The 19001-nt window shown below is 72.8% G+C and carries 16 protein-coding genes; 10 read left to right on the forward strand and 6 right to left on the reverse strand.

The features are described 5' to 3' along the window. Positions 1-156: 156 nt before the first annotated feature. Both KLI87_RS24015 and KLI87_RS24020 read left to right on the forward strand, forming a co-directional pair. Positions 157-675, forward strand: a complete 519-nt coding sequence (locus tag KLI87_RS24015; RefSeq protein WP_214618780.1) for a GNAT family N-acetyltransferase — start codon at positions 157-159, stop codon at positions 673-675. Further along, positions 672-1868: a GNAT family N-acetyltransferase gene (locus KLI87_RS24020; RefSeq protein WP_214618781.1), complete on the forward strand. Its 1197-nt coding sequence runs from the start codon at positions 672-674 to the stop codon at positions 1866-1868. Before KLI87_RS24015 ends, KLI87_RS24020 begins: the two co-directional genes overlap by 4 nt. 6 nt (positions 1869-1874) lie before the next feature. On the opposite strand, the gene KLI87_RS24025 is transcribed toward KLI87_RS24020, so the two are convergent. Together KLI87_RS24025 and KLI87_RS24030 are read right to left on the reverse strand one after the other, a co-directional pair. Then, entirely contained in the window at positions 1875-4940 is a 3066-nt protein-coding gene (locus tag KLI87_RS24025; protein ID WP_214618782.1) for an AAA family ATPase, read from the reverse strand. 124 nt (positions 4941-5064) lie between these two features. After that, positions 5065-5376 carry a hypothetical protein gene (locus KLI87_RS24030; RefSeq protein ID WP_214618783.1) on the reverse strand — a complete coding sequence of 104 codons (312 nt, stop codon included), beginning with the start codon at positions 5374-5376 and terminating at the stop codon, positions 5065-5067. A 181-nt stretch (positions 5377-5557) separates the two neighbouring features. Between KLI87_RS24030 and KLI87_RS24035 the strand changes: the two genes are divergently transcribed. Then, positions 5558-5956 (forward strand): helix-turn-helix domain-containing protein, encoded by a 399-nt coding sequence (locus tag KLI87_RS24035; RefSeq protein ID WP_173390661.1) that lies wholly within the window; start codon positions 5558-5560, stop codon positions 5954-5956. Positions 5957-6080: 124 nt separating this feature from the next. Continuing rightward, positions 6081-6374, forward strand: coding sequence for a hypothetical protein (locus KLI87_RS24040; protein ID WP_156215064.1), 294 nt, complete (start codon positions 6081-6083; stop codon positions 6372-6374). 28 nt (positions 6375-6402) lie between these two features. Here the strand turns inward: KLI87_RS24040 and KLI87_RS24045 are convergent, their stop codons facing one another. After that, entirely contained in the window at positions 6403-7047 is a 645-nt protein-coding gene (locus KLI87_RS24045) for a glycoside hydrolase domain-containing protein (RefSeq protein ID WP_214618784.1), read from the reverse strand. 201 nt (positions 7048-7248) lie between these two features. Between KLI87_RS24045 and KLI87_RS24050 the strand changes: the two genes are divergently transcribed. Beyond that, positions 7249-8601, forward strand: coding sequence for a DUF11 domain-containing protein (locus tag KLI87_RS24050; protein WP_214618785.1), 1353 nt, complete (start codon positions 7249-7251; stop codon positions 8599-8601). Positions 8602-8681: 80 nt separating this feature from the next. Further along, a complete protein-coding gene (locus tag KLI87_RS24055) occupies positions 8682-9608 on the forward strand; it encodes an LLM class F420-dependent oxidoreductase (protein ID WP_214618786.1) in 927 nt (308 codons plus the stop codon). 176 nt (positions 9609-9784) lie between these two features. Here the strand turns inward: KLI87_RS24055 and KLI87_RS24060 are convergent, their stop codons facing one another. Then, positions 9785-11536 carry an MFS transporter gene (locus KLI87_RS24060; RefSeq protein WP_214618787.1) on the reverse strand — a complete coding sequence of 584 codons (1752 nt, stop codon included), beginning with the start codon at positions 11534-11536 and terminating at the stop codon, positions 9785-9787. 153 nt (positions 11537-11689) lie between these two features. Here KLI87_RS24060 and KLI87_RS24065 point away from each other — a divergent pair, with 153 nt between their 5' ends. The 4 genes from KLI87_RS24065 (at position 11690) to KLI87_RS24080 (ending at position 17660) form a co-directional block, all read left to right on the forward strand. Beyond that, on the forward strand, positions 11690-12421 hold the full coding sequence (locus KLI87_RS24065; RefSeq protein WP_214618788.1) for a TetR/AcrR family transcriptional regulator: 732 nt from the start codon (positions 11690-11692) through the stop codon (positions 12419-12421). Positions 12422-12861: 440 nt separating this feature from the next. Then, positions 12862-13575 (forward strand): DUF3152 domain-containing protein, encoded by a 714-nt coding sequence (locus KLI87_RS24070; protein WP_214618789.1) that lies wholly within the window; start codon positions 12862-12864, stop codon positions 13573-13575. A gap of 69 nt (positions 13576-13644) precedes the next feature. After that, positions 13645-15075: a 3' terminal RNA ribose 2'-O-methyltransferase Hen1 gene (locus KLI87_RS24075; RefSeq protein WP_214618790.1), complete on the forward strand. Its 1431-nt coding sequence runs from the start codon at positions 13645-13647 to the stop codon at positions 15073-15075. Next, a complete protein-coding gene (locus KLI87_RS24080; protein ID WP_214618791.1) occupies positions 15072-17660 on the forward strand; it encodes a polynucleotide kinase-phosphatase in 2589 nt (862 codons plus the stop codon). Before KLI87_RS24075 ends, KLI87_RS24080 begins: the two co-directional genes overlap by 4 nt. A gap of 68 nt (positions 17661-17728) precedes the next feature. On the opposite strand, the gene KLI87_RS24085 is transcribed toward KLI87_RS24080, so the two are convergent. Both KLI87_RS24085 and KLI87_RS24090 read right to left on the reverse strand, forming a co-directional pair. Beyond that, complete coding sequence (locus KLI87_RS24085) at positions 17729-17995, reverse strand: zf-TFIIB domain-containing protein (protein ID WP_156215077.1); 267 nt, start codon at positions 17993-17995, stop codon at positions 17729-17731. A gap of 67 nt (positions 17996-18062) precedes the next feature. Then, positions 18063-18983 (reverse strand): phosphotransferase, encoded by a 921-nt coding sequence (locus KLI87_RS24090; protein ID WP_214618792.1) that lies wholly within the window; start codon positions 18981-18983, stop codon positions 18063-18065. Between the last annotated feature and the right edge of the window lie 18 nt (positions 18984-19001).

Raw genomic sequence — 19001 nt, forward strand, 5'->3', positions numbered from 1 at the left:
CTCCTCGGTCGGTCTCGTGCCGCCACTGTCCCGCCGGACGCGCCGGGGCCGCGTCGTCCGAACGTCGATCACGGCCTTCTTTGGTCGCGTACGGGACACGACCATGGTCGAGCCCGCCGACGGGGCGGGGGCGGGCGCTGTGATAGGCGTGATCCCATGGACCTGGAGACCGAACGACTCGTGCTGCACCCGCTGACCATCGCCGAGGCCGAGGGGCTGACCGAGGGACGGCCGTCCGGCGCCGGATGGGCGCCCGGATACCCCACCGACAGCGACCTCGCCGGGGCCCGGCGGTACCTGGCGACCTGCGTGCACGCGGGCGACCCGCAGCCGTTCGGCGCCTACGAGATCCGGCGGCGCGAGGACGGCCTCGCCATCGGCGGCCTCGGCTTCCACGGCGCCGCCGACGAGCGCGGCGCCGTCACCATCGGCTACGGGCTGATCCCGTCCGCGCAGGGGAAGGGCTACGCGACCGAGGCGCTGCGGGGGCTGCTGCGGTTCGCGCGCGACAGCGGGGTCACCGCCGTCGAGGGCGACACCGACCTCGGCAACGTCGCGTCCCAGCGCGTCATGGCCGCCGTGGGCATGGAGTTCGTCGGCGCGGACGACCGGCTGATGTACTACCGCATCACCTGGGAAAACCGGTTGCGCGCCCCCCATACGGTTGAAGCATGAGCGACTTGGAGATCCGGGACATCCCGTTGGCCGACGTCGACCAGATGATGGACCTCGCGGACCTCGTGTTCCACCACCGCACCCCGGCGGAGGACCGCGAACGCGAGCTGTGGGCCGCCCGCCGCGCCGAACGCCTCGCGGCCTACGTCGATGACGTCAGCGCAGGCCAGGCCGCTGTTCTGCCGATGCGGCTGGCCGTCCCCGGCGCGTTCCTGGACTGCTCGGCGATCACCTTCGTCGGCGTCCTGCCGACCCACCGGCGGCGCGGTGTGCTGACGGCGATGATGGAGCGGATGCTCACGGACGCCGCCGCCGCGAACCGCCCGGTCGCCGCCCTGTGGGCGTCCCAGAGCGCCATCTACGGACGGTACGGATTCGGCCTCGCCGACCGCGCGATCAGCCTGGAGATCGACACCTCCCGCCCGCTCGCGCTGCGCACCGAGCCCGACCCTCGGCCGCTGCGGCTGATCGACCGCGACTCCGCCCCGGAGATCCTCGGCCCCATCCATACCCGCGCCCTCGCGCGGCGGCCCGGCGGCCTCGTCCGCGACGCCGAGTGGTGGGACAAGAACATGCTGCCCGCCGTCGACGATGACGACGAGGACTTCACCGAACCCCGCGTCGCCGTCCTGGACGGCGAGCCCGGCGGCTACGTGATCTACCGGACGCACGGGGAGGGCACGGGCCACGTCCGTATCGACGACCTCGTCGCCGACACGCCGCAGGTCGAGGCCGCGCTGTGGCGCTACCTCGCCTCGATCGACCTCACCACCAAGATCAAGGCGCCGTCCCGCCCGGTGGACGACCTGATCCCGCACATGGTCGCCGACTTCGACCGCGTCGAGGTGACCGGTTCGCACGGCGCCCTGTGGGTGCGCCTCGTCGACGCCCCGGCCGCGCTGCGCGCCCGCTCCTGGGCCACCGGTGACTCGCTGGTGATCGAGTTGCTGGACGAGCGCCTCCCCGCCAACCAGGGCCGCTGGCGCCTCGCCGCCGGAACCTGCGACCGCACGGAGGACGCTCTCGACCTGACGCTGAGCGCTGCTGATCTGGGCGCCGCCTACCTGGGTGGGACGAGCGTGAGCACGTTGGCGCGGATCGGCGTCGTCACGGAGCATACGCCGGACGCGGCCGCGCGCCTGGACCGTGCCTTCGCCGTACCGCTGGCCCCGTACACCAACGACGATTTCTGATGGCGGTCAGGATTGGTCCTCGTTGAGGAAGTCGACGTCGATGTCGTAGAACGCCTTTCTGGCCCAGGGGTGGAGATGTTTCGCATCCTTGATATCTGTGGCGAACCTTTCGACCACCGTCGCCCGCCACCCCCTGGGCAGTAGGGGCGCCTCCGCCGCGAGCTGGCGGAGCAGCGCGTAGAGGACGAAGTACTCACCGACGAAGTTGAAGCAGGTCTCGTAGGCCTCCACGAGGGAGTCGCTGTCTCCGTCATGGGCATCCGGCCGGCGGTTCCAGAGGTTCAGCAGCGCGTGGGTGATCGAGACGTACCGGTCGTCCCCGACCTTGACGAACGTGGTCGTGTCGAAGTCGTATCCGGCGTAGCCTTCGCGGTTCATGGGTGCCAGGGCGTGGAGCAGTACGTCCTCGGTCTCGTCGCATACGAACTGCGCTGACGCCCGCATCTCGCCCACGCCGGGGAACGCGAAATTCGTGATGTCGGGACGGTGGTCGAACGTCCATGACGCGGAGAAGTGCTCAAGGGTCAGCGTCGGGGCCGGGCTGGAGAGCCGGACATCGCGCGTGCCGTGCGCGGCTCGGATGCGGTTCACGCGGATGGCTCCGATCAGGCTCGACCAGCCGGACCTGTGGAGTTGCGACTGCATCAGGCGGGCGCAGCGCCACCATGGGCCGACCGGGTCCCCTTCGCCCGGGAACAGTTCACTCCCGGTCACCGAGCCCTTGATGACCGTCGTGAGGAAGAGGGTGTTCGCCATATAGACGGCGTGGTGGGCGGTGACCGTCTGCCGGACGGGCCTGTAGGCGCTGTGGCCGTCATGCGGTTCCAGCGCCGTGTGGAAACACCCGAGGACGAAATCGCCCATGGCCCGCCGTATCTCGTCCGCGACGCGGGAGAGGAGTTGGGCCAGGAAGTCGACGATCGGTTCGCGCACGGTGAGCGGTGCGTAGGAGATCAGCGCGCGGAGGAACGCGTCGTCCACCACCACATGGCGGGAACGGGCGAGCGTGGCGCGGGCGAGTTCGGTCAGTTCGCGTACCACAAGCCTGGCGACAAGGAACTCGCCGAACGTGGCATGCAGGAACTCGTAGGTGCTCAGCCTGGTCTCTTGGGTCGGCGCCTGCGACTGGTGCACGAAGAAGAAGCGCCCGATGACGGCCTGGCCGGGGGTGATGCGGGCCTTGAAGCCCGCGTCGGGCCGCCCGGGGCGGTCCGGGAACAGGGCGGCGAGGTCGTCGGTCAACTCCTGCTCGGTCGTCCATTGGCGTCCCCGGTTGAACATGGCGAAGGCGGTGATGGAAAGCCGGAGCAGTTCCTCGTCCACCGCCTCGGTGAACGCTTGCTCGCTCAGCCCCCGCTCGGTCTTGCCGACCTCACGCCCGGCGAAGCGGTAAAGGAGTCGCTCGTAGAGTTCGGCGAGGTCGAGGGTGGCGTCGCCGTTCTGGAGCGCGTTCGTGTCCGCGTCGTAGAGGGCGAGCATCAGGAGCAGGAGCGGCTGGCGCGCCAGTGCGTCGTGGGCGAGGGCGGTCGCGGCGGGAAGTGGGCGGAGACCTCGACTCGCCAGATACGCGGAATTGGAGGTGTTCCACGTGTGGAGCCATTGGCCGACCTGTCCGTCCGAGAATGGTTCGAGGCGGATCGCGACCACACCGCCGGGCGGGATACGAGCACGGTCCGCGACGGCGGTCCGGCTCGTGACGATGAACGCGACGGGGCGTCCCTGGTCGGACTCGCGCTCCTGGAACCGGACGACCTGCTGAAGGTAGTCCGACTGGTTGACGCCCGTGGCCTGGAGCAGTTCGTCGAAGCCGTCCAGGATCACGACGGGGAGCGCCCCGCCCGCCGTCCGCGCGAGTTCCGGCCAGCTCATCGTCTCGCCGGTGGCGTCGCGGACGGCGTATTCGATCTGCCCCTGGAGGTCGGCGTCGGCCGGGGTCTCGCGCAGGACGACCCGGACGACCATGAAGTCGTTCGCGGGGAGCCGCCCGGCGAGTACCTGGGTGAGCACGGATTTGCCCGACCCCGGCTGGCCGAGCAGCAGAAGTGGCGCCCGCGTCGCATCCGGTGCGGTGAGATGCCCGATCAACGTCTCCTGGAGATCGTCCCGGACGGGGACCACCTCCTCCCACCAGCTCTCACTCGTCAGCTTGTCGGCGTGAACGGCGAACTCTTTGCGGTAGCGCGGATTGACGTAGGCGCCTTGCAGCGTGGGGATGACCATTCCCGCGGGCGCGTCGCCCGACTCGGAGAGCGGACGGCCCAGCCGCGCACGGTAGTGGCGGGACAGCGCGGCACGCCGGTCATCGGGGACCTGCCGGGCGGCCATCTCGTCCAGGAATCGCTGAAGCCCGGCGAGGCCCGTCCGGATTTCGAGGATCTCAGCGCGGGTCGCCTGGTGGTCGATCCGGTCCACCCAGAACCCGAGTTCGGGGAACTCGCCGGCGAGTCGCTGGAGGTACTCCTCGAATCGCCGGGTGGCGGCCCGGGGCACCGGCTCCAGGAGCGTGTCGGTGAGTCGGTCCTGGTCGGTGGTGCTCAGCCGGTCCCAGACGGCCAGCCCCGAGATGAACCGGACCAGCTCGCGGCTCAGCTTTCGATCGAAGAGCATCACGTCACCGAGCAGGTGCTCGTACGGCCTCGCCGGTGTGATCAGCGGTACGTCCGTGGCCGTCAGGCCCTGGACGAGCAGGGGGGCGGCGGACGGGTCGCCGCCCGCCATCGCCACCTGCTCCGCCTTGCCGATCCGCAGCTCCCGGACGTCGAAGGGAAGGTCCACCTCCGCGACCACCTCGAAGAACGCCGTGACCACGAGGACCCGCTGGGCGGCGGCCAGCAACTCGGTCCGGTCGGTGCGGCCGAGGCCGCGCTTCTTCGCCACCAGGTCCCGGATGAGGTCGTGCCCGTGGCGGAACAGCTCGCCCTTGGCGTCGAAGAGGCTGAGGGCGAACGTGCTCCCGCCGCCGGTCGCGGCGAGCAGCAGGCCGCCGGTCAACCGGTCGAGCGCGGTGACGATCCTGCTCTCGCCGCCGCCGAGCAGGCGGACGGCGTCGGCGTAGGTGAGTCCACGGGCCACGGGTGCTCCAGGGGGACGGGGGAGGAGGGCAATCGTCCCATCGTCCCGAAAACGTCCCCCGCGAGCCCCGCGAATCCGCGATCGCCCCCGGCCGCGTTCCGCCGCGCGCGGGCGGGCCTCCGGGTCAGGTGCTGAGGAGGGTGGTGACGAGGGCCACCACCACCGACGCGGTCGTCGCCAGGAGGGACAGCACGGTCATGATGTGGCGGAAGCGCTTGTCGAGGTAGGCGTGGGTGACCTGGTCGCGTTCGGCGGCCGTGAGGCGGTCGTCGAGTTCGCCGATGTGGCGGATGTGTGCGCGGGCTTGCTGTTCGTGCAGTTCGTTGCGCTGCAGGAGCAGTGCGAACTGGCCTTCCAGGTTGGCGATCTGGACGTCGTGGTCGCGGCGCAGTTCCGACAGCGCCAGCTCCAGGGTGAACGGTCCATCCTCGGTCACGGCGATCCCGCCCCTTCCTCTCGGGGTCCCGCCGCCGGCAATCCGGTCCGCCGGCGGCGGACCCACTCCCCAGACTAGGAACTTACCGGTAATTTATCAAGAGAGAACCGGTAAGTTATAGAAATCTTCGGGCGAGAAAGTTTCTGCCTGTGATTACTGGATGTTCCATAATGTTTCCGTCATGCTGGGCAACATGGCTGGAGAGCTGGACCGGGAGCGGGTCGCCAAGTACGTGGTGGCCCGGCGTGGATCGCTCGGCCTGACCCAGGAGCAGCTCGCCGAGCGCGCCGGGGTCACGGTCAAGACGATCTACAACCTGGAGGCGGGCGACCGCTGGCCGCAGGCGCGGACCCGGAGCGCCATCGAGGAGACCCTTCAGTGGCGGGGCGGTGACCTGGTGCGCATCGGGGAGGGACTGGAGCCGCTCGGCGTGCCGGACGGCGACGGCCCGGACGAGGCGCTCCGCGAGCTCGCGGAGCTCAACGCCTACTTCGCCGACCTGCGGGCCGACGCGGGGGACAAGCGGCGCATGGCCCTGGCGTTCCTGCGCGCGCTGTACGGGGAGCCCGGCGGGCGCTAGGTTTTACGTCGCCGCTGGGTATTTCCACTACTGACCGGTTGTTGCGGATGCGGGGCCGTGGGAACACTAAGGATGTCGGGGCAGGTCAGAACGGTCCCCGGCTTCCCGTGAAGGAGGGACGGCGATGCGCTCCACCCGTGCCCGTGGTGTCACCGGTGCCCTCGCCGCCAGCGTCGTCGCGGCCGGTGCGGGCGCCGCCGCCGTCGCCGTGCTGGGCGGCCGGACGGAACTGCTCGTCCTGATCAACACCGGCCTCGTCATCGCGGTCGCCGCCGTGGCGCTGTCGGCGGCGCACCTGGTCCGCGACGTCCGGGAGCAGCAGCGGCAGATCCTGCGGCATCTGGAGATCCAGACCCGGGTCATCCGCGACGCCGCCCGCGCCGCCCACGCCGCCGACCACTCCGACGAGCCCTGGTGACCGGGCCGGGCCCGCGGGGCCGGACGACCTAGTCGGGCATGTCGTCCTCCTTGGGGAAGACCCCCGTGGGGGAGACCGCCGCGGGGGAGACGCCGACGCGCCACTGGCCGTAGTCGTGGTCCATGGCGCGGTCGTAGTCGACGCCGACGCCGTTGATCTCGTGGTCGTTGGAGTACTGCTGGAGCTGGGCGCGGGCGTCCCACCTGCCGCCCGACCAGGCGTAGGTCTGCCATCCGTAGGTGATCTTCCCGGCGTCGAACGCGCGGCCGACCGGGCCGTGCCCCGCGTAGACGCCGACCCGGTCGCGGCCGAGGACGGACGCGGCGCCGTCCAGGTAGGCGTTGATCTCGTCCTGCTGGTCGGACGTCGCGTCGAAGTCGACCGCGAAGTAGACGGGACGGTCGTCCGGCATGTCGAGCGCGGCGGCCTGCTCGGCGGCGGCCCTGGCGTCCGCCTCACCGGCCTCGCGCCCGCCGAGCGCGCGCGAGGCGGTGGACTCCCAGACGACCACGAGCCACAGGCCCGCGTCCGACAGCTCCTCCGCTTCGGGTCGGGTCAGGTTCTTTCCGGTCTTGTCATGCGAGAGGTAGCGGCACACGAACCTCACGCCGGCGTTGCGCAGCGCGTCGGCGCCGGGGCGTCCCCACGCGTAGTCGACGCCGAAGACGGCCATCTGAACTCCATGGTCGGGAACCGGGTCATCAGCGAGTCAAGGGGCGGTCACTCTACGTTCGCAGCGCGTTCCGTGTGCTGTCCCGTCCTCCCGCCGCCACCATCACGATGCGTGACGACACGCCGACGTGGCGCTAGCGCCAGGGCCGGGCGGTCGCTACAACGGACATCGTCAGCGAAACCGCAGGTCATCGGGGGGAACATGTTCGGGAAGGTGAGGGAGCGCGCCGGGGCACGGGGTCTCGTGCTGCTGGCGGCGACTCCGCTGCTCGGAGTCGTTCCGATGCAGGACGCGAACGGCGGGACCCGCGCTGAGGGGCCCGTGCCCGCCGCGCACGACGGGCGCGCTGACGACCAGCGGTCGGCGCCGGCGAAGCCCGGACCTCCCGCCGAGCCCAAACCCAAGACCGACATCAAACCCAAGGCCAAGCCCAAGACCAAGCCCGGACCCAAGCCCGTGCAGGACGCCGACGCGGTCGTCAGGCTCAGCATGGTCGGCCCCGGTAAGACGGTCGTGCCCGGCCGGACCTACGACTGGCCCTTCGCGGTGACCGTCCAGGCCCCCGCCAAGGGGCGGGCCAGGGCGCATCGCGCGGTGCTCCGGGTGACGTTCCCGAAGACGCTGAAGTTCGTGTCCGGCCAGTCGAACTGCACGTCCGGCAGGGGCGGGAAGGTCACTTGCCGCCTGGGCGTGGTCAAGCCGGGGCGGACCGTGCCCGGGGTGCTGCGGGCGAAGGTGGCCCGGCACGCCAGGGCCGGGCGGACGATCATGCCCGGCGCCACGGTGACCTGGGGCACCGCGCGGGCGAGGCGGATGTTCCCGGCGTCGCGCGTCGCCCGCACGGCCGACCTCGTCATGTCGAAGAAGGCGCCCGCGAAGGCGCGGGCCGGGGCGGTGATCCGCTACGTGATGCGGGTGCGCAACCTCGGGCCGTCCACCGCCGAGAACGTGGTCGTCCGGTCGCGGGGGCACGCCAGGCTCATCGGGCCGGACAACGCGTGCGCCGGGCGGGGCGCCGGGTACACCTGCGCGGTCGGCTCGTTGCGCCCCGGCGAGTCGCGGACGCTGCGCACCAGGGTCAGGCCGGACGCGAGCGCCAGGGCCGGGACCACGCTGGAGTCGCCGTCCACGGCCACGACGTCCACGATCGACGTCAACCCCGCGAACAACCGGGCGGTCGCGCGCACCAGGATCACCGGCGGGTCGACCGGGAAGGGCCGACCGACCCCCGCGGACGGATCGACGGGCGCGAGCAGGCCCACCGGCGCCCACGGCACCCACGGCACCCACGGCGCCCACGGCAGCGGTACCGACGGCCCCGGGGCGACCTCGCGGGCCGTGCCCCCGGCCGCGCGGGAGGGCATGGCCGTCCGGCCGCTGGCGTACGCGCCCGAGGGGCGGGCGCGCCCGGCGGAGGCCGCGGGCGGGACGTCGCTGACCGGGACCCGCGCCGGCACGGTCGTGGAGATCGCGGTCGCGATGGTCGGGGCGGGGTTCGTGCTGACCCGGCTCGGCCGGCGCCGCCGCCGGAGCCGCGCGGACGACCGGGGCTGATGGAACGGCCGGGTTCGGAACGGCCGGGTTCGGAACGGCCGCGTTGACGCACGGGCGCGGGTTCGTACGAGGATGGGCCCATGCGACTTCGGATTTTCACAGAACCCCAGCAGGGGGCGAGCTACGAGACCCAGCTGGCGGTCGCGAGGGCGGCGGAGGACCTCGGCTTCGACGCGTTCTTCCGCTCCGACCACTACCTGGTCATGGGCGGCGGCACCGGGGAGCCGGGGCCGACCGACTCGTGGGTCACGCTCGGCGCGCTGGCCCGCGAGACCAGCCGGATCAGGCTCGGCACGCTGGTGACGGCGGGGACGTTCCGGCTGCCCGGCCCGCTCGCGATCGCGGTCGCGCAGGTCGACCGGATGAGCGGCGGCCGCGTCGACATCGGGCTCGGGACCGGCTGGTACGAGGCGGAGCACACCGCCTACGGGATCCCGTTCCCGAGCCTCGGCGAGCGGTTCGCGCGGCTGGAGGAGCAGCTCCAGTTGGTGACGGGGCTGTGGCGGACGCCGCCCGGCGAAAGGTTCTCGTTCTCGGGCGAGTACTACACGGTGGCCGACTCGCCCGCGCTCCCCAAGCCCGTCCGCCCGGAGGGGCCGCCGGTGATCATCGGCGGGACCGGCGCCCGGCGGACGCCGCGGATCGCCGCCCTGTACGCCGACGAGTACAACGTCCCGTTCCACGTCCCGGAGGACACCGGCGCGGCCTACGAGCGGGTGCGCGAGGCGTGCCGGGAGCAGGGGCGGGCCAGGCCGCTCGTCTACTCGGTCGCGCAGGTCGTGTGCTGCGGGCGCGACGAGGCGGAAGTCCGGCGCCGCGCCGACGCCATCGGCCGGGACGCGGACGACATGCGGCGGGAGGGGCTCGCCGGGACGCCCGGCGAGATCGTCGACAAGATCGGCCGGTTCGCCGAGCTGGGCGCGGAGTGCGTCTACCTCCAGGTCCTCGACCTGGACGACCTGGAGCACATCGAGCTGATCGCCGCGGAGGTCCTCGCCAAGGTCTGACCCGGCGGCGCACGAGAAGGCCCGCGGCGGGGGCCGCGCGTTCCGTGGTCCGGAACGCGCGCCTCCGCCACGGGCCGTTCCCCTTCCGGGGTTGCCGGGCCGGGGGTCTCCGGTGCCGCCGGGGGCCGGAGACCGCCGGGCCGGGAGCCGCCGGGAGTCCCGGAGGCCGCCAGGGGTCAGGCTCCGGTCGGTGCCTCGACTCCGGCCGCGCGGGCGTCGGCGGGGCCGCCCTCGCCGTCCTCCTCCAGGCGGGCGCGCCGGGGGAGCAGGAAGGCCACGACGACCGTGAGGGCCAGCAGGCCGACCTCGATCCACAGCGTGATCTTCATGGCGCCGCCGAAGCCGGTCTTCGCCGAGCGCTCGGCCTCGTCCGCGACCGCCTTCTGGACGGCGCCCGCCGACTGCGGCGCGGCGGCGACGGCCGCCCTGACCTCGCCCTCCAGCCGGACGCAGGACGCGGGGACCGCGACGGCGTCCTTGGCGGTCGCGCGGTCGCGGCCGCAGTCGCGCAGCCCGGTGACCACCCGGTCCTGGAGCGGCGCCGGGACGGAGGCGGCGGCGAGCCGTCCGCGCAGCCCGCCCGCGCCGTCGTCCGCGGCGGCGGCCACGTGCCCGCCGAGCAGGCCGAAGAAGATCGTTCCGAGGACGGCCGCGCCGAGCGCGCTGCCGAGCTGCTGGACCGCGGTGAGCGTGCCGCCCGCCGAGCCGGTCTCCTCCGGCTCGACGCCCGCGAGGACGGTGTCGAAGAACGGCGCCATCAGCAGCCCCATGCCGAGGCCGACGACGAGCAGCGCCGGGGTGAGCTGCCACGGGGTGACGTCGATGCCCGCGGCCTGGAGCGTCCCGACCATGCCGGCGACGCCCGCGGCCATGATGAGCGCGCCGCCCTGGATGACCTTGCGGCCGAAGCGCTGCACCGGCTGGGAGACGGCGAAGCCGACGACGATGCCCGCCGACCAGGGGATCTCCGCGAGTCCGGCCTTGAGCGGCGAGTAGCCGAGCCCGAGCTGGAAGTACAGGGCGAGCACCAGCGCGATGCCCGCCATGCCGGTGAAGAACACCACGCCGACGACCAGGCCGCCGGTGAAGCCGCGCTTGCGGAACAGGCTCGGGACGATCAGCGGGTCGCCGCCCGCGCGCTGCTTGCGGGTCTCGTACCAGGCGAACACGGCCCAGACGGCGAGCGAGGCGGCCAGCATGGCGAACGTCCAGGCGGGCCAGTCCAGCTCGCGGCCCTGGACGAGCGGATAGATCAGGAGCCCGGCGCCGGCGGCGGCCAGCAGCGCGCCGACGAGGTCGAGCCGCGTCGCGTGGTCCGAGCGACCGGCCGGCAGGAACCTCATCCCGGCGAGCACGGCCGCGAGGCCGAGCGGCAGGTTGATCAGGAAGATCATGCGCCAGCCGGTGCCGAAGAGGTCGGCGTCGATCAGCCAGCCGGCCAGTACCGGGCCGCCGACCGACGACAGGCCCATGACGGGCCCGAACGTGCTGAACGCCGCGCCCATCTCCTTCGGCGTGAACATCTGCTTGATCATCCCGATGCCCTGCGGCAGCATCAGCGCGCCGAACAGGCCCTGCAGCACGCGGGAGCCGACCAGCATGCCGGGCGATCCGGCGACGCCGCACAGCAGCGAGCCCACCGTGAACCCGGCGGCGCCGATGAGGAACATCTGCTTGCGCCCGTAAAGGTCGCCGAGGCGGCCGCCGGTGATGAGGCCCACCGCCATGGCGAGGGTGTATCCGGCGGCGAGCCACTGGATCGTGCTCGCGGAGCCGCCGAGGTCGGCGCGGATCGTGGGGGACGCGATCGTGGTGATCAACGCGTCCAGCATGTCCATGACCTCCGCGGCGAGGATCACGAAAAGGGCCACCCAGCGCCAGCGGTAGCCCGCCTCCGCGTTCGGCGTGGGCGCCGGTGTCTCGGTCATGGTCGCCTCCGGGGGGAACGGTGTTCGTTAGCTGCGAACACTGTTTTATAGACGAACAGCGTTCGTGTCAAGTACGATGTTCGTGTTCGTACCATCAAGACGATATATCTCGATTTTCGGCTGTCAAGATGTATCGCGAGTTTGGAGGCCGCCGTGGGCACCGACATACCGACGCCCCCCTGGCGCAAGCAGCGCAGGGCCGGGCCGGTGCGGCAGCCGCTCACGCAGGAGGTCATCGTCGCCACCGCCGTCCGCGTGCTGGACGGCGAGGGGCTGGAGGCCGTCAGCATGCGCCGCGTCGCGCAGGAGCTCGGCACCGGCGCCGCCTCGCTCTACGCCCACGTCTCGGGGAAGGAGGAGCTGCGCGAGCTGATGCTGGACGCGGTCTTCGCCGAGGTGGAGCTGCCCGAGGTCGACCCGTCCCGCTGGCAGGAGCAGCTCAAGGAGCTGGCGCGCGAGGTCCGCCGCGTCTACACCTCGCACCGCGACATCGCCAAGGTCTCGCTGGGGCTGATCCCCACCGGCCCCAACCTGCTGGCCGTCGCCGAGGTGCAGCTCGCCCTCATGCGGGCGGGCGGCGTCCCGCCGAGCATCGCGGGCCTCGCCGTCGACACGTTCGGCATGTACCTGGACGCCGACGCGATCGAGGACACGATCTACGTCGGGCGGACCCCGCCGGGCGAGGACCCCTGGGAGCACTTCCAGGAGCGCTTCGAGCAGATCCGCGCGTTCATGAAGGCGCTGCCCGTCGACCGCTATCCGCACATCGTGGGCATGGTGGACGACCTGACCGGGGGGTCGGGCGACGACCGCTTCGAGTTCGGCCTCGAAATCCTGATCCGCGGCATCGCCTCCTACGTGCCGGACGCCGACGCGGCCCCCTGACGTCCCCGCCCGCCGCCGCCCACGCCGACCTGTGCGCGGTCGGGCCGGCACCCTGCGTGATCGCTCTCCGTGACGTCCAAGTTGTGGGGATTTGCCTCTTACCTGCGCATTGTCGAGAAAAGATCATTTTCTCCCGGGTATCTGGCATGCTGTGCACCGCCATGCCGCCTCCGAGATCACAATCGGGCCGCCGCCGGGCCACGTCCCATCGCCGGGACCCCCGGCCGACGCCCCCACCGCAACCGCCGCCCCCGCCACCGCCCGCGCGGCGCCCGCCCGCGCCGCCGCGACCGGGGCCGCCTCCGCCTCCGCCCCCGCCTCCGTCCGGCGGACGCCGGCCCGGGACGGTCGGGGGGATCAGCGCCGAGCTGGACCGGGAGTTCGAGGGCGCCCGGCGCAGCCGGACGCGCGGCGTCATCCTCGGGGTCGCGTCCCTGCTCGTGGTGGTCGTACTGGGGATCGGCGGGGTGGTCGTGTGGCAGGTCTCCTCGGATTCCACGTCCACCTCGTCCAAGCCGAAGGGCGCCCCGGACCAGAACAGGATGGAGTCCGAGGCGCCGCTCGCCACCCCGAAGAAGCAGCCCTACATCCCCGCCAAGGGGACCGGGAAGTTCATGCGCCCACCCGCGGGCGGACGCGTGTACGGGCACGGCAGGCTGATGCGCTACATGGTCGAGGTGGAGGGCGGCCTCAGGCAGGACCCCGCGGCCTTCGCCCGCAGCGTCGACAGGATCCTCGGCGACAGGCGCGGCTGGACGGCGGCCGGGAAGTGGTCGTTCAAGCGCGTCGACTCCGGCCCCTACGACTTCGTGGTGCAGCTCGCCGCGCCGGACACGGTCGACAAGATCTGCGGCTCCTACGGCATGACCACCGAGGGCAAGGTCAACTGCAGCGGTGGCAAGCAGGTCGTGGTCAACCTGAAGCGCTGGCTCCTGCTCACGACCTACTACAAGGGGCAGCCCGACGCCTACCACGCGCTGACCATCAACCACGAGGTCGGCCACCGGCTCGGGTTCGGGCACGCGACCTGCCCCGGCCGCGGCCGTCCCGCGCCCGTCATGCAGCAGCAGATCTTCGGGATGAAGGGCTGCGTGATCAACGGCTGGCCCTTCGACCGCCGCGGCCGCTACCTGACCGGGCCGGCCGTGCCCTGATCGGGGAGCCGGCGGGCCCGCCGGCGAAAATGAATGGGGGCGCTTCGCCCGTTCCGCCACACTTGAGCCGTGCTTCTGACGATCACCACGACCCTGGACCAGGCGACTGACCTGGGCTTCCTCCTGCACAAGCACCCCGACCGGGTGCACCGGTTCGAGCAGTCCTCCGGCACCGCGCACGTCTTCTACCCCGACGCGGACGAGCGGCGCTGCACGGCGGCGCTGCTGCTCGACGTCGATCCGGTCAAGCTCGTCCGGACGCGCGGCAAGGGCACGCCGGACTTCTCCCTCGGCCAGTACGTGAACGACCGCCCCTACGCGGCGTCCTCGCTGCTGGCCTCGGCCATGGCGAACGTCTTCCGGACCGCCATGCGCGGCCGGTGCGCCGCCCGTCCCGAGCTGGCGCGGACCCCGATCCCGCTTGAGATCGTGCTTCCGGCGCTGCCGTGCAGAGGCGGGCCGGGGCAGGCGGAGCGGTTCTTCGGCCCGCTGGGCTGGGAGGTGTCGGCCGTGCCCGTCCCGCTGGACCCCGAGCACGGCGAGTGGGGCGACTCCCGCTACGTCACGCTCACGCTCACCGGCGAGCTCCGGCTCACCGACGCGCTCAACCAGCTCTACGTGCTGCTGCCCGTGCTGGACGACGCGAAGCACTACTGGGTCGCCTCCGACGAGGTCGACAAGCTGATCCGGGCGGGGGAGGGGTGGCTCGCCGCGCACCCGGACCGCGCCGCGATCACCCGCCGCTACCTGGCGAACCGGCGCGCCCTCGTCCGCGCGGCCCTCGGCCGGCTCGCGGACGCCGACGGCTCGCCCGAGGACGCCCTCGACCCCGTCGAGATCGACGAGGAGCTCGCCGCCGAGAGCCCCGAGGAGAGCACCCAGGAGAACCCCGCCGAGACCGCGGTCCCGCTGTCGGAGCGGCGCGCCCTGTCCGTGCTGGCGGCGCTGCGCGAGGAGAACGCGCGCCGGGTCATCGACCTCGGGTGCGGGTCGGGCAAGCTGCTCGCGCGGCTCCTCCGCGACGAGTTCTTCAGCGAGATCTCCGGCGCGGACGTCTCCCACCGCGCGCTCGGCCACGCCCGGCGGCGGGTCCGCTTCGACGAGCGCCGCGAGGGGTCCCGCGTCCGGGACGTCTTCCAGGGCGCCCTCACCTACGCCGACGAGCGGTTCCGCGGCTACGAGGCGGCCGTGCTCATGGAGGTCGTCGAGCACGTCGACCCGCCGCGCCTGGGCGCGGTCGAGCGCGTCGTGTTCGGGCACGCCGCACCGCGCGTGGTCGTGGTGACGACGCCGAACGCCGAGCACAACGTCCGCTACGAGGGGCTCGCGCCGGGGGCGATGCGCCACCCCGACCACCGCTTCGAATGGACCCGCGCCGAGTTCCGCGAGTGGGCCGACCGGGTCGCCGCCGCGCACGGCTACCGCGTCCGCCACGTGCCCGTCGGGGACGACGACCCGGAGGTCGGCGCCCCGACGCAGATGGGGGTGTTCACCCGATGACCGACGACACACGTGATCACGACAGGACCGTGATCAGGCTTCCGGAGATGGGACTCGTCGTGCTGGTCGGCGTGTCCGGGTCGGGCAAGTCGCACTTCGCGCGCAAGCACTTCGCGCCCACGCAGGTCGTGTCCTCCGACGCCTGCCGCGCGATGGTGTCGGGCGACGAGAACGACCAGTCAGCCACCGCCGACGCGTTCGACCTGCTGCACTACATCGTCGGCAAGCGGCTGCGGCGCGGCCTGCTGACCGTCGTGGACGCGACCAACGTGCAGAGCAGGGCGCGGCAGTCGCTGCTCCAGCTCGCCAAGGCGCACGACGTCCTCACGGCCGCGATCGTCCTGGACGTGCCCGAGCACGTCGCCGTCGAGCGCAACGCCGCCCGCCCCGACCGCGACCTGCCCGAGCACGTCGTGCCCCGGCAGCGCCGCGAGCTGCGGCGCGGGCTGCGGAGCCTCGGCCGCGAGTTCCGCCGCGTCCGCGTGCTGACGGGCACCGAGGAGATCGACGCCGCGACGATCCGCTACGACCGGTCGTGGAACGACCGGCGCGACCTGACCGGCCCGTTCGACGTCGTCGGCGACGTCCACGGCTGCCGCGCCGAGCTGGAGGACCTCCTCTCCGGCCTCGGCTACGAGATCGTCCGGGACGCCTCCGGCCGCGCCGTGGACGCGAACCACCCGGGCGGGCGCACGGTCCTGTTCGTCGGCGACCTCGTCGACCGGGGCCCCGACTCGCCCGGCGTGCTGCGCCTGGCGATGGGCATGGTCGCGTCCGGGAACGCGCTGTGCGTGTCGGGCAACCACGAGGCGAAGCTCGTCCGGGCGCTGCGGGGGCGCAAGGTCCGCGTCGCGCACGGGCTCGCGGAGTCGCTGGAGCAGCTCGCCGCCGAGCCGGAGGAGTTCCGCGCCGACGCGCTGCGCTTCATGGACGGCCTCATCAGCCACTACGTCCTGGACGAGGGGCGCCTCGTCGTCGCCCACGCCGGGCTGAAGGAGGACTACCACGGGCGCGCCTCCGGGCGGGTGCGGTCCTTCGCCCTCTACGGCGACACCACCGGCGAGACCGACGAGTACGGGCTGCCCGTCCGGTATCCGTGGGCGCGCGACTACCGGGGCAAGGCGACGGTCGTGTACGGGCACACGCCCGTCCCCGAGCCGGAGTGGGTCAACAACACCATCTGCCTGGACACGGGCGTGGTGTTCGGCGGGAAGCTCACCGCGCTCCGCTACCCCGAGCGCGAACTGGTCTCCGTCCCGGCCCGCGAGGTCTGGTACGAGCCCGTCCGGCCCCTGGACGCGCCCGCGTCCCCGGGGTCCGTCGCGGGAGGGCACCGGGAGAGCGACGTCCTCCGCATCGAGGACGTCATGGACAACAGCGGCGTCGAGACCCGCCTCATGGGGCGCGTCACCGTCCGGGAGGAGAACGCGCTGGCCGCGCTGGAGGTGATGAGCCGGTTCGCCGTGGACCCCCGCTGGCTGGTGTACCTGCCGCCGACCATGTCCCCGGCCGCGACCTCGGCGCTGCCGGGGTACCTGGAGCACCCCGCCGAGGCCCTCGCCGCCTACCGGGACCGGGGCGTCGCCCGCGTCGTGTGCGAGGAGAAGCACATGGGCTCGCGGGCCGTCGCGGTCGTCTGCCGCGACGAGGCGGTCGCCGCCGCCCGCTTCGGCGTGGACGACGGGACGACCGGCGCCCTGTTCACCCGCACCGGGCGCGCGTTCTTCCGCGACCCCGACCGGACGCGCGAGGTGCTCGACCGGGTCCGCGCCGCGATCGGCGCCGCCGGGCTCTGGGACGAGCTGGACACCGGCTGGCTCGTCCTCGACTGCGAGCTGCTGCCCTGGTCGGCCAAGGCCATGGACCTCATCCGGACGCAGTACGCCGCGACCGGCGCCGCCGCCCGCGCCGCCCTGCCGATGGCCTCCGGCGCGCTCGCCCGCGCGCAGGCGCGCGGCCTGGACCTCGGCGGCCTGCGCGAGCACGTCGACCGGCGCGCCGCCAACGCCGCCCGGTTCCGCGACGCCTACGCCCGCTACTGCTGGCCGGTCGACGGGCTGGAGGGGCTGCGGCTCGCCCCGTTCCAGGTGCTCGCGGGCGACGGCACGGCGTGGGCGGCCGCCCGCGACCACGACTGGCACCTCGACGTCGCCGGGCGGCTCGCGGACGCCGACCCCAGCGGCCTCATCCGGCGGACCGGCTCGATGGTCGCCGACCTCGCGGACGCGGCGTCCGAGGAGGCCGTGACCGGCTGGTGGGAGGGGCTGACCGCGTCCGGCGGCGAGGGCATGGTGGTCAAGCCGCTCGGCCCGCTCCCGGAGGGCACGAAGGTGCAGCCGGGCGTCAAGTGCCGGGGACGGGAGTATCTGCGGATCATCTACGGCCCCGACTACACCGAGCCGGAGCACCTCGACCGGCTGCGCGGCCGGTCGCTCGGCCGCAAGCGGTCACTGGCGATGCGCGAGCACGCGCTGGGCCTGGAGGCCCTGGACCGGCTCGCCGCGGGGGAGCCGGTGTGGCGCGTCCACCAGGCCGTGTTCGCCGTGCTGGCGCTGGAGTCAGAGCCCGTGGACCCGCGGCTGTAGCGGGATTCGGACGCGGTCGTGCGGCCCGCCTCGCCCGGGGCGGGCCGCCACGCGGTCGTTCCGACCGGTCAGGTCGAGAACAGCATGTGGAAGACGCTCCCGTGGTGGGGGCGGTGGTGGTGCCCACCGTGGTGATGGTGGTGCACCGCCGGGGCCGGGGTCCCCCAACCGGGCGCGGCGGCCGGAGGGGCCGCCCGGTACTGGGACTCCATCTGGCTCAGGGCCTCAAGCTCGCCGTAGTCGAGGAAGATGCCCCGGCAGCTGTCACATTGCTCGATGTGGACGCCGCTGCGGGTGTAGGTCCGCATCACGCCACGACACTTAGGGCAGTGCATCGCCTTGTCGTCCTTCCGGTATGGATCCCCAGGTAGAGGCTAAATGTAGGGCAGGTTCGCCGCCACGTCATGCGGGCGTGCCCGCCGCGGCGATTCTCGCGCAGGCGTCCACCACCGCCTGCTCCGCTCCGTCGAGCGGCCGATCATCCCTCCCCGCGGATATGACGCAGGTGGCGGCGATCTGGATCGCCAGAGTTCGCGCGGGGACCTCCAGCGCCGCCCACGGATCTCCGCCGGCGGGCACCGCCGGGCCCCCGGCGCGTGTGTAGGCCCCCAGGAACCGCCCCCACTCCTCGGGGCTCAGGACGCCCGCCGAGAACAGCGCGGCGGGCCGCGCCAGATCCCACGCCGGGACGCCCGTCCCGAGATCCTCGATGTCTATCAGCCGCCACCGACGATTTCCATCAGGGGCGCCGGGGAGGCGGACCATCTGGCCGAGGTGCCAGTCGCCGTGGATCAGGTGGGCGTGTCCGGGCGGCTCCGGCGCCTCGCCGCGGATCCAGGCGGGCAGCGTGGCGAACGCGCGGCGCACCACGTCCTCGGCCGGGCCGTCGCCCAGCCGCGACACCAGGCGGGCCACGCGGGTGGGGCGCCCCCAGGACGGCGCGTCCGCGGGAACGGGCGTGGAGTGCAGCGCCGCCAGCAGGCGGGCCCCCTCTTCCCAGGGGAGTTCCTCCCGCGGGTCCACGGGTTCGCCGTAGGGGGAGACGGTGACGGTGCGCCCGTCCACGTCCACGGGCGGGCCCAGCGGGCCCACCAGGAGGTGCGGCAGGGCTTCGGCCAGGCGGATCCGCCCGAGAAAGGGAACCCCGTACTCGCGGTCGGGCTGGTGCGCCTTCACGGCCACGTCCCCGACCCGCACCACGAGCACGCCGTGCCGGTCGTACAGCACCTCGGGCGCCGCGGACGGGTTCGCGGCGCCGGCCGGGCCGCGTCCGATCTCGGCGAGCCGGGCGAAAAGCCCGGACGGGGCGGTCTCGGTGTGCACGCGCACAGTCAACCACCC

Origin of the sequence: Actinomadura sp. NEAU-AAG7 (assembly GCF_018603865.1) — a bacterium.
In the GTDB taxonomy this organism is placed as follows: domain Bacteria; phylum Actinomycetota; class Actinomycetes; order Streptosporangiales; family Streptosporangiaceae; genus Spirillospora; species Spirillospora litoris.